The organism is Pseudomonas costantinii, from assembly GCF_001870435.1.
GTDB classification, from domain to species: Bacteria; Pseudomonadota; Gammaproteobacteria; order Pseudomonadales; family Pseudomonadaceae; genus Aquipseudomonas; species Aquipseudomonas costantinii.
Map to the genome: position 1 here is coordinate 198,509 of NZ_MDDR01000007.1, position 15,407 is coordinate 213,915.

Here is a 15,407-nt window from a genome sequence, read left to right on the forward strand (position 1 = left end):
CATGAGCGCAAAAGTCTGGCTGGTGGGCGCAGGCCCAGGTGATCCGGAGCTGTTGACCCTAAAGGCAGTGCGGGCCCTGCACGAGGCGGATGTGGTGCTGATCGATGATTTGGTCAACCCGGCGCTGCTGGAGCACTGCGCCGATGCTCGGGTAATCACTGTAGGCAAGCGCGGTGGTTGCCGTTCGACACCACAGGATTTTATTCATCGCCTGATGCTGCGGTATACCCGCCAGGGCAAATGCGTGGTGAGACTTAAAGGCGGTGATCCGTGCATTTTCGGCCGGGGCGGCGAAGAGGCGATGTGGTTACGCGAACGCGGGGTGGAGATGGAACTGGTCAACGGGATTACAGCCGGCCTGGCGGGCGCAACGAACTGCGATATTCCGCTGACCTTGCGCGGTGTAAGCCGCGGCGTAACGCTGGTCACAGCGCATACCCAGGACGACAGCAACCTGAATTGGCGCGCACTGGCCGAGGGTGGCACGACGTTGGTGGTTTACATGGGGGTGGCGAAGCTTGAAGAGATTCGTCAGCAACTGCTGGAGGGGGGAATGGCCGCAGATATGCCGGTGGCAATGATCGAAAATGCATCGTTGCCCCAGCAGCGGGAATGCCGTAGCAATTTGGCGCATATGCATGTGGATGCCCAGGCATTCATCTTGAAGAGCCCGGCGATCCTGGTAATCGGCAGCGTCGCCGCCACAGCACAGGCCGCGTGCGTTGCAGCGTCAGCCAGCGCCTGAGGCAAATTCCAGGCGAAAAAAAGCCCGGCCTAAGCCGGGCTTTTTTCTACCACTCAGTAATTACTGAGCAGCTTGAGCTTCTACCGAGGCTTCTACGCGACGGTTGATAGCGCGGCCTGCTTCAGTTGCGTTGTCAGCAACTGGGCGGGATTTGCCATAACCAACCGAGCTTACACGGTTAGGAGCAACACCATCTTTGACCAGAACTTGCTTGACCGCGTCAGCACGACGCTGGGACAGCTTCTGGTTGTAAGCGTCAGGACCGACGGAGTCAGTGTGACCTTCAACAACGGTGGTGGTTTGTGGGTACTGTTTCATGAAGTCAGCGAGGTTTTTCACGTCGCCGTAGCTGTTAGGCTTAACAACCGACTTGTTGAAGTCGAACTTCACGTCCAGCTCAACACGAACAACCTGAGCAACCGGAGCTTCTGGCTCTGGAACTGGCTCTGGAGCTGGTGCTGGAACAGGAGCTGGAGCAACTTTGCCGCCGCTGCCGCCGAAGTTCACGCCCAAGCCAACCAGAGCCTGGTAGTCCCACTTGCCGTTGTCCAGCTTGTAGTCAGCTTCCAGACCGGCACGAGCGTACAGGTTGTCAGTGATGTACCACTTGGCGCCAGCGCCAGTGGTCAGGAAGGTCGACTGGTCACGACCAGTGTGGCCGTCAGCAGCAACGTTGGTTTGGCTGCCGTGAGCAACACCGCCTTCAACGTATGGACGGATCGCGTCGCCAACGGTACCGAAGTGGTACTGGCTTTTCAGACCGAACTGGTCGCCACGGATTTTTTGATTGCCAGTGCCGTCGTTCGAACGGGTGTAATCAAGCTTGCCGTAGGTCAGGTTTACCGATACGTCGTCGGTCAGGAAGTAACCGAGCGAAGCGCCAGGCGAGCGACCGTCTTCGACGTGATCAACACTGTCGTTGAACTTCTTCGCGTAGAACAGCTCGCCTTCAACTGCGCCTTGGCCTTGTGCCAGTGCGCCGAAAGAAGTAGCGGCAATAAGAGAACCAATGGCCAAGCCCAAGGTGTTTTTCAGTTTCATCCGTTAAATCCCCATCTGGTGATTGTAAAGCAGTCCCACAAACCGGGGGACAACTCGGCGACAAGTCTAACAGAACTTGCCTACACGTAAGAGATATTTGCCACGCACTAAGTTTCAGTCTCGTCCGCAAATTTCTCACGTAATTTATCAAGAGCACGTTTGTAACGCATTTTTGTAGCACTCAAACCCATGTGCATGATGTCAGCAATTTCTTGAAACTCGAGTTCTGCGACAAATCGTAGCACCAGAATTTCACGGTCAATTGGGTTCACATGCACCAACCAGCGATCAAGCCCGGCCTTCTCCTCGGGTGCTGGCGCCTTTTCTTCAGACGCCTCCTCGAGCGGGTCCAGACTCAAAGCGTCCATCAAGCGACGCTTTCGCCGTTCCTTACGATACTGCGTGATGCACTCGTTGTACGTGATGCTATAGAGCCATGTTTTGAACTTCGATTTGCCCTCAAAGTTCTTCAGGCCGTACAGCACCTTGAGCATCACTTCCTGACAGACATCATCCGCATCTCTATCGTTCCCTAAATACCTTGAACAAACGTTGAACAGAGTGCGTTGATATCTGCGCATCAATTCTTCGTAAGCGCGTGTTACGTGAAACAGCTCCGTGTGCGAGCGCGCGACCAACTCCTCATCAGAGAGCTCACGGGGGTCATAGCGCGTGGACAACGTTTGGGCTTTATTCAAAACAAGTCGTGCCGACAGTCAGATCAATGTCCGCTACAGCCCGGTCAGCCGGGTTTGCGGCGGCGTACATTAGCAGGGTTTTCCGGATTAGCGGCTACTGACCTGCTGTTCCAGGAGAATCCGGTTGGACAGCGACACCAGGTCACCATCATCGGTCAGCACCGTCGTTTTGACTGTGCCGATCTCCTCGATTTGCCCTTCGACCTCGCCCACACGCACCTGCTGCCCCACCTGATACAACTCACGCACATAGATTCCCGCAAGAATCTGGCCGGCAATTTCCCGACTTCCCAAGCCCATGGCCAGCGCAACGGCCAGACCAACGGTAATCAAAACAATCACAATCACGTGGTTGAGCAGGTCAGTCTTGACCTCCAACTGGCTGATCGCGACGGAAATACTGATGATGATCACCAGCCCCTGGGCGATTCGCCCCAAGCCGGCTGCGTAATCCAGGCCCACGCCTTCGGCAGCCCCGCGCACCAGCCCATTGGCCAGTTGCGCCAGTAAAACGCCTACCAGCAGCACCAGCGCGCCACCGAAAACTTTTGGCAAATACAGTGCCAACACATCGAGCGTAGCTGAAACTCGCTCAAGTCCAAGGGATTGAGCCGCTGAAACCAGAAAAATAAGCAGCACGAACCAATAGACGATCTTTCCGATCAGGGCAGAGATCGGCACTTTCAACCCGGCACGGCCCAACAGTTTGGTCAGGCCGGTGCCTGCCATCAATCGGTCCAGGCCCAATTTTGCGAGTAATTTGGACAACAGGGTGTCGAGCAGTTTGGCCACGACAAAGCCCAGCAACACCAGTACCAGGGCACCAAACAGGTTGGGAATGAAATTCGCCACCTTGGTCCACAATGCGGTCATCGCAGTGACCAGGCTCTGGGTCCAGAGATCAAGTTCCATATTCAATCAGCCTTATCAGCAGTGCGAGCAAGAGGTTTACGACGGGACACCGGCGATACGTGGGCCGAACCATTGTTCAGGGCCATCATCAACGCCGGCAGCCAACGACCGAGCAGACCGAACAGGTCACCCGCCCCTACCTGACGGTTGGCGGTTTTCAACACGCGGCCCAGGCAGGCATCGTCATCACGGTTGGATGGCGAAGCATTGAGCATGTCACGCAAAGACTGTTCGAACGGATCGTGCATAAAGACCTCTCGCAAGTGTTTTAAAAGACGAGGGTAAAATTCTTGGGGTCACATGGGACCCTTCCTACGTTCAGGTCATATTCAGGTCAAACCCAGCGCAATCGTCGAAATAGCCACCATTGTCCCAGCGCGACACTCACCATCATCAGGCAGGCAATCGCGAATCCGTAGGGGTCACCGGAGAAGGGAATCCCGCCTACGTTTATACCCAGCAGACCGGTGAGAAAACTCATCGGCAAGAAGATCCCGGTGATAATCCCGAAGCGGTACATTGTGCGATTCATACGCACGCTCAAGCGTCGGTCTTCGGTCTCAAGCACAAGCCCTACGCGCTCCCGAGTCAATTCGAGCTCTTCCAGGTAGCGAGTCAGGCTGTTGTTCAATTCGTTCCAGTAGTCGGCATCGTCGTCACAGAACCACGGCAATTTGATCCGCGTCAGTTGGGCAAAAATATCCCGCTGCGGCGCTAAAAAACGTTTGAGCCCAGCCGCTCGCCGACGGATCTGCAAAACGTTACCGTGCTCCGGAGTATACCGTTCGTCGGCATCGAGTTTTTCTTCCTCAAAATCGACGACTTCAGACAGATCACTGACCAGATCCTGCACTTTGTTGGTCAGGTACTGAGCCATATAAAGGATGAGTTCAGACGCGGTTTTTGGCCCTTTACCGTCCGCCAACTGCACCAGCAGCTCATCGGTGGCGCGCAACGGACGCAGGCGCAGAGAAATAACGCGATTGGCCGCAGCAAAGATGCGCACCGACACCATGTCTTCCGGTTCGGCGCCTGGGTTGAGGTTGACCCCACGCAGGAACAGCAGCAACTCGGCGTCCGGCAGCGGTAACAAGCGCGGGCGGGTGTTTTCCTCCAGCAGCAAGTCACAGGCGAACTCGCTCAAACCGCTGGATTTACGCAACCAGGTCTGGGTTTGCGGATGGCTGCGATCCCAATGCAGCCACAGGCTTTCCTGAGGCTGCAGTTGCAAATCGTCGAGCTCAGTCCGGGCAATCGAACGCGCACCACCTTTACCGTCCAGCACCAGGGCATGCACCAGCCCCCATTGCGCGTTTTCTTCCTCGAACATCCTCACCCCTATCGGTTACTACGGTTTATTCAGGCATTTTCAGCGGGCTTGGCGACACGATCACGCCATTATTGTCGGCGTAGACGTATTCACCCGGACGGAATGTCACACCGGCGAAGGTCACCACCACGTTCAGATCGCCGATACCGCGCTTGTCGGTTTTCATCGGGTGTGTAGCCAGCGCCTGCACTCCCAGATCGGTCTGGGCGATGACATCGACATCACGGATGCAGCCATAGATCACCAACCCTTCCCAACCGTTTTTCGCGGCTTTCTCGGCGATCATGTCGCCCAGCAAGGCGCGGCGCAGGGAACCCCCACCATCGACAACCAACACCTTACCGGCGCCCGGCTGATCGGCCTGTTCCTTGACCAGAGAGTTATCTTCGAAGCATTTGATGGTGACGATCTCGCCGCCAAAGGAATCTCGTCCGCCGAAATTGCTGAACATCGGCTCGAGCACCTGCACCAGGTCCGGATAGGCGTCGCACAGGTCGGGGGTCACGTAATGGTTCATTGAAAAATTCCTTTCTGTCAAAGAAGTGTCTTTCGAAAGAAGCGCCAGGCAGAGCGGATGTGGACCATCCCACCCGCATCGCCGCAACGCAATAGCCACTGCGCGACTGAATATGACCAGAAGCGTTTAACGCGTCATATCTTAGCCGCAACCACTCACGAGCGAAACGCCCTTGGCAGAGCGCTTCGTCAAACGGCTGCCGCCACCTCGGAATGTGCCCCGAATAAAGGTGTGAGCGGATCTTTCAACCAGCGCTCCACTAAAGGCCACACTTCGGCCTGGGCTGCTTTGCTGACCAGCATCTGCACATGCCCGAAATCTTCGGTGAAACCTTGCTTGCGCCCCAGGCACAGGTACTGGCGATGCTCGGAACCCACTTGCTCGAACAGCTTGCGGCACGCCCAATCTGGGTCTTGCTGGTCGCCCACGGCGCTGACCGCCAACAACGGTACATCGACCTCTGCCAGGCCTTTCCACCAATCGCGCTCAGCGTCGCCAAAGCGGCCGAACAGGCCATTCCAGCGCATGGCTTCAATCATTACGCCTGCCGGTTCATCCTCGGGGCCGCGCTTGAACCGCGGGCCGGACAATTGGGCGAAGCGTTTCAAAATAAATCGACCACTCCACTCCACCGGTGGAATTTTCAACGGCCAATACGTACGACTGACCTGACAGCCAAACAACGCCACAGAAGCCACCGCCGGTGCCCCCAAGTACTGACCACCGAGGGCCGCCGCCAGGGTCGTACCGCCGAGGGAGTGCCCGATCCAGTGCGGAATTTGCGCACTTTGCTCGCGCACGAATGCGCCAATGGCAGGCAAATCGTACCGCGCATAATCGGCGACACGGTTCCTGGCGTAATTCTGATTGCGCTTGGATAGGCCATGGCCGCGCATTTCCGGGATCCATACATCAAATCCCTGGCGAGCCAGGTAAGCCCCCAGACCGATGCCCTTGGGTGAGTACCAGAAGCGTCGATTGGAAAAACTACCGTGCAATAAAATTACCGGCGTGCCCCGGTTTTCCGGGATATCGGCCAGGCCCAAACGGGTTACAGCCAGTTCGACGGTGCCGTCGGGGCTGTTACCGGGTTTGAGGCGGTACACATCTTCACTCAAATCGCCACGACGTTCAGCGCTGATCAGGGCGACGGGAAATAGGTTGCTGCTGCTTTGCATAATGCTCTTGCACAAAAAAGGGCGGCGTCCGCAAGGAGTCCCGCCCTGTACAGATAAGAATGCCGGTCAACCTTTACGATTGACCGGCACTTTTGACGTCACGATTTTAGGCGGACGCTTGGCCTTCCGCCAGGAAGAACCAGGTTTCCAACACAGAGTCAGGGTTCAGCGAAACGCTTTCGATACCCTGCTCCATCAGCCATTTGGCCAGGTCAGGGTGGTCGGAAGGGCCTTGACCGCAAATACCGATGTACTTGCCGGCCTTATTACAGGCCTGGATGGCATTGGCCAGCAGCTTCTTGACCGCAGGGTTACGTTCATCAAACAGGTGAGCGATGATCCCGGAGTCACGGTCCAGGCCCAGGGTGAGCTGGGTCAGGTCGTTGGAACCGATGGAGAAGCCGTCGAAGAACTCCAGGAACTCTTCGGCCAGGATGGCATTGGAAGGCAGTTCGCACATCATGATCACGCGCAAACCGTTCTCGCCACGGGACAAGCCGTTTTCGGCCAGCAGGTCGACCACTTGGCTCGCCTCGCCCAACGTGCGCACGAACGGCACCATGATTTCGACGTTGGTCAGGCCCATCTCGTTGCGCACGCGCTTGAGGGCACGGCACTCGAGTTCGAAGCAGTCACGGAACGATTCGCTGATGTAACGCGAAGCGCCACGGAAGCCCAGCATCGGGTTTTCTTCTTCCGGCTCGTAGAGCTTGCCGCCGATCAGGTTGGCGTATTCATTGGACTTGAAGTCCGACAGGCGCACGATGACCTTTTTCGGGTAGAACGCCGCCGCCAGGGTACTGATGCCTTCCACCAGTTTCTCGACGTAGAAGCCCACCGGGTCGTTGTAGCCGGCGATGCGCTTGTCGACGCTTTCCTTGATGTCCAATGGCAAGCCATCGTAGTTCAGCAGTGCCTTGGGGTGCACGCCGATCATGCGGTTGATGATGAACTCCAGGCGGGCCAAGCCCACACCGGCGTTCGGCAACTGCGCGAAATCGAATGCGCGGTCCGGGTTGCCGACGTTCATCATGATTTTGAACGGCAGGTCCGGCATGGCATCGACGGAGTTTTGCTTGATGTCGAAGCCCAGCTCACCTTCAAAGATGAAACCGGTGTCGCCTTCGGCGCAGGACACGGTCACACCTTGGCCGTCTTTCAACAGCTGGGTGGCGTTGCCGCAACCAACCACCGCAGGAATCCCCAGTTCACGGGCGATGATCGCCGCGTGGCAGGTACGTCCGCCTCGGTTGGTAACGATGGCACTGGCACGCTTCATCACCGGCTCCCAGTCCGGGTCGGTCATGTCGGAAACCAGTACGTCACCCGGCTGGACTTTGTCCATTTCAGACACGTCCTTGATGATCCGTACCTTGCCGGCGCCGATGCGCTGGCCGATGGCACGACCTTCAACCAGCACAGTGCCGGTTTCTTTCAACAGGTAGCGTTCCATGACGTTGGCCGAGGTGCGGCTCTTCACGGTTTCAGGACGGGCCTGAACGATGTACAGCTTGCCGTCGTCGCCGTCTTTGGCCCACTCGATGTCCATCGGGCACTTGTAGTGCTTTTCGATGATCATCGCTTGCTTGGCCAATTCGCTGACTTCAGCGTCGCTCAGGCAGAAACGCGCGCGCTCGGCCTTATCGACATCAACCGTTTTTACCGAGCGACCAGCCTTGGCCTCGTCGCCATAGATCATCTTGATAGCCTTGCTGCCCAGGTTGCGGCGCAGAATCGCCGGGCGACCGGCTTCAAGGGTGTGTTTGTGTACGTAGAATTCGTCCGGGTTGACCGCACCTTGTACGACGGTTTCGCCCAGGCCGTAGGCGCCGGTGATAAACACCACGTCACGGAAGCCGGATTCGGTATCGAGGGTAAACATCACGCCGGCGGTACCGGTTTCCGAACGCACCATGCGCTGCACGCCAGCAGACAGGGCCACCAGCTTGTGGTCGAAACCCTGGTGTACGCGGTAGGAAATCGCGCGGTCGTTGAACAGCGAGGCGAATACTTCCTTGGCCGCGCGGATCACGTTTTCCACGCCGCGGATATTCAGGAAGGTTTCCTGTTGGCCGGCAAAGGAAGCATCCGGCAAGTCTTCGGCGGTGGCCGAGGAGCGCACAGCAACAGCCATGTCCGGGTTTCCAGCCGACAATGTCGCGAAGGCGGTGCGAATTTCTTCGTTGAGCTTCTCGGGGAACTCGGCTTCCATGATCCACTGGCGGATCTGGGCACCGGTCTTGGTCAGGGCGTTGATGTCATCGACGTCCAGCGCGTCCAGCGCGGCGTGGATCTGAGCATTCAGGCCGCTCAGTTCGAGGAAGTCGCGGTAAGCCTGGGCCGTGGTGGCGAAACCACCAGGCACCGAGACACCAGCGCCTGCAAGATTACTGATCATCTCGCCGAGGGATGCGTTCTTGCCCCCCACATGCTCTACATCATGGACGCCGAGCTTATCGAGGGAAACTACGTACTCTACCAAGGTGATCTCTCCACTAACTGTGTTGGAAAAGCTCAGGACGCCGGTTGCTCAGTAGGAGCGTTCACCAGCGCTTGTGGCCTGGACCTGGAAAATAAGTGAGAATGCGGCCCACTGCGGGACGGCAAAATCGCGCCTATCATATCCAAGATTCGCCATCAGCTTAAGGCCCAGGGCTCAAATGAAACGATCTGCTTTCTTTATCTCCGACGGCACCGGCATCACAGCCGAAACACTGGGTCAAAGCCTGCTCGCGCAGTTCGAAAACATTACCTTCGCCAAATTCACGCGGCCATACATCGACAGCGTGGATAAAGCGCGTGCCATGGTACAACAAATCAATCTGGCGGCCGAAAAAGACGGCTTTCGCCCGATCATTTTCGACACCATCGTTAATCAGGACATCCGTGAGATCCTGGCGACTTCGAATGGTTTCATGATCGACATCTTCTCCACGTTCCTGGCGCCGCTGGAACAAGAGCTGAGTGAACACTCCTCATACTCTGTGGGCAAGTCCCATTCCATTGGGCACAACTCCAACTATATGGAGCGTATCGAGGCGGTGAACTTCGCCCTCGACAACGACGATGGCGCCCGCACCCATTACTACGACAAGGCGGATTTGATCCTGGTGGGTGTGTCCCGCTGCGGCAAGACGCCAACTTGCCTTTATATGGCGATGCAGTTCGGCATCCGCGCGGCCAACTACCCGTTGACCGAAGACGACATGGAACACCTGACGCTGCCCGCTGCCCTGCGCGCGCACTCGCACAAGTTGTTCGGCCTGACGATTGATCCGGATCGGCTTACGGCCATCCGTAACGAGCGCAAGCCCAACAGCCGCTATTCGAGTTATGCCCAGTGCGAGTTCGAGGTGCGCGAAGTGGAAAATCTGTTCCGTCGCGAGAATATTGCGCATATCAATTCCACGCACTTTTCGGTGGAAGAGATTTCCGCGAAGATTCTGGTGGAGAAAGGTGTGGAGCGGCGGTTCAAATAATCCAACGAACACTAATTACCAGTGGCGAGCGGGACTGTTGTGGCGAGCGGGTTTGCCCCACGTTGGGCTGCGCAGCAGCCCCTGTAAAGAAGAATGCGGTGTATCAGGAGTTAATCGGCGCCTGGTTTTAGGGCCGCTACGCAGCCCAACGCGGGGCAAGCCCGCTCGCCACAGCGGTGATCACTGCCTACAGGTGAAACCGCCCCCCACCCTGCCCCAGCGCCGTCGCCAGCGCATCAAACCCCTCGCGCAACAACTGATCATCCCCCGACGTATTGCAAATACTCGCCCGAATAAATTGCGGCACCGCCGTCTGCCCCACGGCAAACGCCTCGGCGGTGGCGATCAGGTAATTATTCTGCTTAAGCTCCGCCTCGATTTCTGAGGCTCGCCACGGCTCCGGCACTTCAATCCAGAAGTGCGGGCTATTGAGGTGGGTGCGGTATTCCAGGCCAGCCAGCAGGTCGCGCACCAGGTCCTTGCGCCGGCTGATCTCATTAATCTGCTGGCGCAGCAGGTACTCCGCCGTGCCGTTTTCGATCCACTGGGTCGCCAGTTCGAGCGTGACAGGCGTGGCCATCCAGCAAGTCGAACGCAAGGCCGCCGAAATGCGGCTAACCAGCGCAGGTGGTGCATGCACATACCCAACGCGCAAACCGGCAGACACCGCCTTGCTCAGGCTACTGATCAAAATCGTACGCTCTGGCGCGAAAAAGCTGAGAGGCGGCGGCCGATCTTCCACCAGCACACCATGGGCTTCGTCTTCAAGAATCAGCAGATTGTGTTCACGACACACTTTGGCCAAGGCTTCGCGGCGCGGGATCGATAACACCGCCGTGGTCGGGTTCTGAATGGTCGGCGTGCAGTACAGCGCCGAAACCCGGTGATTACGACAGACTTCATCCAGCGCGCCCGGCAGCACGCCTTCTTCATCCATCTCCAGGCCAATCAACCGCACGCCGAGCATGCGCGCGGCGGTGATCAACCCGGGATACGTCAGTTGTTCGGTGACCATCGTATCGCCCGCCCGCAGCAGCGCCATCATGGCGCAGAGCAAGCCGTGCTGGCCGCCGTTGACGCAGATGACCTGCTCGGGGATCGGGTGAAAATCACGCTGCACCAACCACTGCGCACCGGCTTCACGGTAGCGTGGCAAACCGGCATCCGGGGTATAGGCGCTGATGTCCTGGAGAAACTTGGCGTTGGTCGACAGCGTTTGAAAGCTCTGGGCAAGAAACACCGTCTCCTGCCCGGGAATGTGCATGTTGCGACTCATATCGAAGTATTGGCGCGGCTCTTCGCTGAAGTTGCGAAAACCTTCATCGCGCTGGCGCTCCATCCCACGCTTGCGTACGAAAGTGCCGTCACCCACCCGCGCCACCACCAACCCCAGGCGTTCCAGCTCGCCGTAGGCTCGGCTGATGGTGCCGATGGTCACACCCAGATTGTCGGAAAGCACCCGATGGGGAGGCAGTTTTCTTCCCGGTTCAATCAAGCCTTCGAGGATGCCCCGCTCCATGACATCGGACAGGCGCTTGTACTTCACGCCCTGACCGCTGGACAACCCCTCACGCATAATTGACACCATGTCAATATTTGTTTTGACAGCCATCATTCGCCCTAATAGTGTGCTTTTACGGGTTCAATCACCGATTGAAACAACTCAATACACAGTCAATATAGAGTTCAATTCCGGCTCAGGGAAGCAATAAACGATGCCAATGTCCGCCGTTCTTGAAAACACTACAAAAACAAAAACTCAGAAACAGTGGTTGGCCGGCCTGGTAACCAGCGTGATGTTTCTTATCGTGTGCCTGAGTTGGGGCACCACCTGGCTGGGGATCAAGATCGCCGTCGAAAGCGTGCCACCACTGACATCCGCAGGCCTGCGCTTCCTGATCGCCTTCCCACTGTTCCTGTGTTTTGCGCTGGTGCGACGCGAGCCGATCCTGTTTCCGCGTGAAAGCCGTTGGTTCTTCGTATTCGTGACCCTGTCCTACTTCAGCGTTCCTTATTACCTGCTCAACTACGGCGAGATGCATGTCTCGTCCGGTCTCACCGCCCTGCTGTTCAGTTGCATGCCGGTATTCATCCTGATCTTTTCCGCGCTGTTCCTGCGCGAACGCATCTACTTTTCCCAGGTGGTCGGCATCGGCATCGGTTTCGGCAGCCTCTACATGATCATCAAAAGCCAGGGCCTGCACCTGGACCACGCCGAGTTCTTTGGGGTACTGGCGATTCTGACCGCCGCGATCATGCATGCCTTGTGCTACGTCATTACCAAGCAAAAAGGCAGCGCCATCAGTGTGATCACCTACAACACCCTGCCCATCGGCATTGCCGGGCTGATGCTGTTCGTGGCAGGCCTGTGGTTTGAAACGCCGACCTTCGAAAACATCACCCTGCGCTCCTGGGGCGCGCTGTTCTACCTGGGTCTGGTGGCGTCGGTGGGCGGCTTTATTGTGTATTTCATGCTGCTCAAGCGCTTGAGCCCGATCATTCTGTCGTTCGTGTTCATCATCTTCCCGGTGTTCGCGGTGATCATCGGCGCCTGGTACGAAGGCGTGGCGATTTCCCGTGACCTGATGCTGTACTCGGCCATCCTGTTGGCCGGTTTTGCGATCACCAAGTTGCCTGTTGAAAAACTCCTGGCCAAGAAAAAATGACCCTCCACAGACGCGAGAGAAACATGGACGTCCTCCGCCCCACCGCCCTGGAACAGATTTACGCACACGCCAGCCGCAGCTATCCCGAGGAGTGCTGTGGCTTTGTCTTCGCCGACGGTAGCGTGTACCTGGGCAGTAACATCCAGAACGAGTTACACCGCAAGAACCCCGAGATGTACCCGCGCTGCGCGGCCAACGGCTACACCTTTTCAGTGGCCGACACCCTGTTGATGAACAAGGCGTTTCGCAGTGACAACCCAGTGGTGGTGATTTACCACTCCCACCCGGATGTCGGCGCCTATTTCAGCGACGAGGACCAGGACAAGGCGCTATTCCTGGGCGAGCCCATCTACCCCGTCAGCTACCTGGTGGTAGACGTTCGCCAGGGCCAGGCCCTGGGCTCAAAGCTGTTTGCCTGGGATGGCAAGCATTTCGCCCCTACCTCTTTCAACGACCTGCACACGGAGTTGTCCATGAACGCTGTTTCTTTCCCCGATATTCTGGTTCGCGTGGCCAAGCTGCCGGAATCGACCCTCGAGGGCACAGGATCGACATTGCGCGAAGTCATTGAAAACCTCTGCAGCAGCCACCCGCAACTTCGCTCGCATCTGTTCCACGAAAAGAACAATCAACTCAAGGAACACTTCCTCTTTACCGCCGAGGAAGAGCTGATCGGTGCCGATGAACCCTTGCCGGAAAAAGCCAGGATCGAAGTCCTGCTCGCCACTTCAGGCGGTATCGACGTCGAGACCCTGAGCAATGAGGAAGTGCAACGCTACGTGCGCCACATCACCCTGCCAGGCGTTGGCCGCGAAGGTCAGTTGAACCTCAAAAAAGCCAAGGTGCTGATCATCGGCACAGGCGGCCTGGGCTCCCCCATCAGCCTGTACCTGGCGGCAGCCGGCATCGGCACCCTGGGTCTGGTGGATTTTGATGTAGTGGAAAGCAGCAACCTGCAACGCCAAATCGTCCACGGCAACAGCACACTGGGCATGCCCAAGGTCGAGTCCGCCAAGCAACGCCTGCAGGACCTCAATAGCCATATCAAGATCAACGCTCACGACACCGCCTTGAATGCCGACAATGCTCTGGAGTTGGTCGGCGCTTACGATTTGGTGATCGACGGCACCGACAATTTCGACACCCGCTACCTGGTCAACGATGCCTGCGTACAGTTGGGCAAGCCTCTGGTATACGGCGCCATCTACCGCTTCGACGGGCAGATCAGCGTGCTCAACTATAAAGGTGGGCCGTGCTACCGCTGCCTATTCCCCTCTGCACCACCGGCTGAACTGGCGCCCAATTGCAGTGCCGGTGGAGTGATCGGCGTACTGCCGGGGGTGGTCGGAATGATTCAGGCGACCGAAGCAATCAAGTTGCTGATCGGCATTGGCGAGCCCTTGTCCGGCCGCTTGATGCGCTTCGATGCACTGGCCATGAAGTTCAGCGAGATCCGCTTCAAACGCCGTGCCGATTGCCCATGCTGCTCGGAACTGCGCCACAGCGAAACCGTGGCACCGGCGGTCTGCGCCGATGCAATACCAAGTCAGCCTTCCTTGGCCGAAGAGCGCTACATCAAGCCCCGAGTGCTCAAGCAATTGCTCGAACACCACCGCAGCGCCGATGTGCTGCTGGATGTGCGCGACGCCAGCGAGTTGGAAGTGTGCAAATTGCCGGGGGTGGTGCATATCCCCTTGGCTGAACTGGATGGGCAACTCGACAGCCTGAGTCGGGACAACACCCATTACCTGATCTGCTACGCCGGAACCCGCGCCGAGCAAGCCGCCAGCACCTTGCTGGCCGCCGGCTTCGCCAACACCAAAGTCCTGCAAGGCGGCATGAAGCACTGGGTTCGCGACGTCGAACCCGACATGCCTTTGTACTGATCGCGGGCCTGGGGACTAACTGATGTTGCATAACTCCATTCTCGACGTCATCGGCCACACGCCGATCGTACGCCTGGCGCAGTTTTCCGAAGACCTCGGTATTGAGGTCTACGCCAAGCTGGAATCCCTTAACCCCGGCGGCAGCCACAAGGCACGCATCGCCTTGGGCATGATCCTCGACGCCGAGCGCCGGGGCGTGCTGATTCGCGACTCCGGCCAAACCATCATCGAACCCAGCGGCGGCAACACCGGCATTGGCCTGGTGATGGCCGGCAATGTGCTCGGCTATAAAGTGGTACTGGTGATCCCCGACAACTACAGCCCTGAAAAGCAGAAACTGCTGCGCCTGTACGGCGCCAAGGTGGTGCTTTCGGACAGCCGCCTGGGCAACAACTCCCACGGCGAAAAATGTATGGAGCTGCTGTTGGAAAACCCTAACTACGTGATGCTTAACCAGCAACGTAACGGCGCCAACCCGCAAACCCACCGCGACACCACCGCACCCGAAATCATCCGCGCCTTTGGTGAGCGGCGTGCGGACTACTTCGTCAGCGGCATCGGCACCGGTGGCCATATCACCGGCATAGGCGAAACCCTCAAGGCGGCCTGGCCGGCAATCCGCGTGATGGGCGTGGAGCCGGAGGAATGCGACCTGCTCAAAGACCAACACGCACCGCATCATATCCAGGGCCTGTCGATTGGCTTGATCCCGAAAACGCTCAACGTGGATGTGCTGGACGGCATGCTCAAGGTGTCGCACAAGGCGTGCATCGACATGATGAAACGCATCATGCGTACCGACGCCATAAGCCTGGGGATGTCTTCGGCCGCCAACATGGTCGCCATCGCCCAACTCGCCCCCGAACTACCGCCTGAAACGGTGGTGTTGACCATGGTCTACGACAATGCTGACAGCTACCTGCCCAGTTTCGACTAACCGGTTATCCAACAGACC

General features: G+C 57.7%; 14 protein-coding genes. 5 read left to right on the top strand and 9 right to left on the bottom strand.

The genetic code is table 11. From position 1 onward, the window contains the following. The first annotated feature begins 1 nt into the window (after position 1). The gene (gene cobA / locus BFL40_RS05860; RefSeq protein WP_071483057.1) at positions 2–745 is read left to right on the top strand and encodes a uroporphyrinogen-III C-methyltransferase; all 744 of its coding nucleotides are present in this window, start codon (positions 2–4) and stop codon (positions 743–745) included. A 60-nt stretch (positions 746–805) separates the two neighbouring features. Here cobA and BFL40_RS05865 read toward each other — a convergent pair whose 3' ends face one another. The 8 genes from BFL40_RS05865 to ppsA all read right to left on the bottom strand — a co-directional run bounded on the left by BFL40_RS05865 (position 806) and on the right by ppsA (position 8,903). Continuing rightward, positions 806–1,786: an OmpA family protein gene (locus tag BFL40_RS05865; RefSeq protein ID WP_071483058.1), complete on the bottom strand. Its 981-nt coding sequence runs from the start codon at positions 1,784–1,786 to the stop codon at positions 806–808. Positions 1,787–1,893: 107 nt separating this feature from the next. Continuing rightward, a complete protein-coding gene (gene sigX / locus BFL40_RS05870) occupies positions 1,894–2,484 on the bottom strand; it encodes an RNA polymerase sigma factor SigX (RefSeq protein ID WP_071483059.1) in 591 nt (196 codons plus the stop codon). 87 nt (positions 2,485–2,571) lie between these two features. Continuing rightward, positions 2,572–3,396 (bottom strand): mechanosensitive ion channel family protein, encoded by an 825-nt coding sequence (locus tag BFL40_RS05875; protein WP_071483060.1) that lies wholly within the window; start codon positions 3,394–3,396, stop codon positions 2,572–2,574. Positions 3,397–3,398: 2 nt separating this feature from the next. Then, positions 3,399–3,644, bottom strand: a complete 246-nt coding sequence (locus tag BFL40_RS05880) for a hypothetical protein (RefSeq protein WP_005790375.1) — start codon at positions 3,642–3,644, stop codon at positions 3,399–3,401. Positions 3,645–3,730: 86 nt separating this feature from the next. After that, the gene (cmaX, locus tag BFL40_RS05885) at positions 3,731–4,726 is read right to left on the bottom strand and encodes a divalent cation transporter CmaX (RefSeq protein WP_071483061.1); all 996 of its coding nucleotides are present in this window, start codon (positions 4,724–4,726) and stop codon (positions 3,731–3,733) included. A gap of 25 nt (positions 4,727–4,751) precedes the next feature. Continuing rightward, complete coding sequence (gene rraA / locus BFL40_RS05890; protein WP_016973593.1) at positions 4,752–5,243, bottom strand: ribonuclease E activity regulator RraA; 492 nt, start codon at positions 5,241–5,243, stop codon at positions 4,752–4,754. 188 nt (positions 5,244–5,431) lie between these two features. Continuing rightward, positions 5,432–6,421 (bottom strand): alpha/beta fold hydrolase, encoded by a 990-nt coding sequence (locus tag BFL40_RS05895; protein WP_071483062.1) that lies wholly within the window; start codon positions 6,419–6,421, stop codon positions 5,432–5,434. A 106-nt stretch (positions 6,422–6,527) separates the two neighbouring features. Continuing rightward, complete coding sequence (gene ppsA, locus BFL40_RS05900; RefSeq protein ID WP_071483063.1) at positions 6,528–8,903, bottom strand: phosphoenolpyruvate synthase; 2,376 nt, start codon at positions 8,901–8,903, stop codon at positions 6,528–6,530. Positions 8,904–9,081: 178 nt separating this feature from the next. Between ppsA and ppsR the strand changes: the two genes are divergently transcribed. Next, positions 9,082–9,900: a posphoenolpyruvate synthetase regulatory kinase/phosphorylase PpsR gene (gene ppsR, locus BFL40_RS05905; protein WP_003193298.1), complete on the top strand. Its 819-nt coding sequence runs from the start codon at positions 9,082–9,084 to the stop codon at positions 9,898–9,900. A 187-nt stretch (positions 9,901–10,087) separates the two neighbouring features. Here ppsR and BFL40_RS05910 read toward each other — a convergent pair whose 3' ends face one another. After that, complete coding sequence (locus BFL40_RS05910) at positions 10,088–11,512, bottom strand: aminotransferase-like domain-containing protein (RefSeq protein ID WP_071483241.1); 1,425 nt, start codon at positions 11,510–11,512, stop codon at positions 10,088–10,090. Positions 11,513–11,672: 160 nt separating this feature from the next. On the opposite strand from BFL40_RS05910, the gene BFL40_RS05915 reads away from it, so the two are divergent. The 3 genes from BFL40_RS05915 to BFL40_RS05925 are packed head-to-tail and all read left to right on the top strand — an operon-like array spanning position 11,673 to position 15,389. Further along, positions 11,673–12,566, top strand: coding sequence for a DMT family transporter (locus tag BFL40_RS05915; RefSeq protein ID WP_162493874.1), 894 nt, complete (start codon positions 11,673–11,675; stop codon positions 12,564–12,566). A 23-nt stretch (positions 12,567–12,589) separates the two neighbouring features. Next, positions 12,590–14,452: a molybdopterin-synthase adenylyltransferase MoeB gene (gene moeB, locus BFL40_RS05920; protein ID WP_071483064.1), complete on the top strand. Its 1,863-nt coding sequence runs from the start codon at positions 12,590–12,592 to the stop codon at positions 14,450–14,452. 22 nt (positions 14,453–14,474) lie between these two features. Beyond that, a complete protein-coding gene (locus BFL40_RS05925) occupies positions 14,475–15,389 on the top strand; it encodes a PLP-dependent cysteine synthase family protein (RefSeq protein WP_071483065.1) in 915 nt (304 codons plus the stop codon). Positions 15,390–15,407 lie beyond the last annotated feature (18 nt).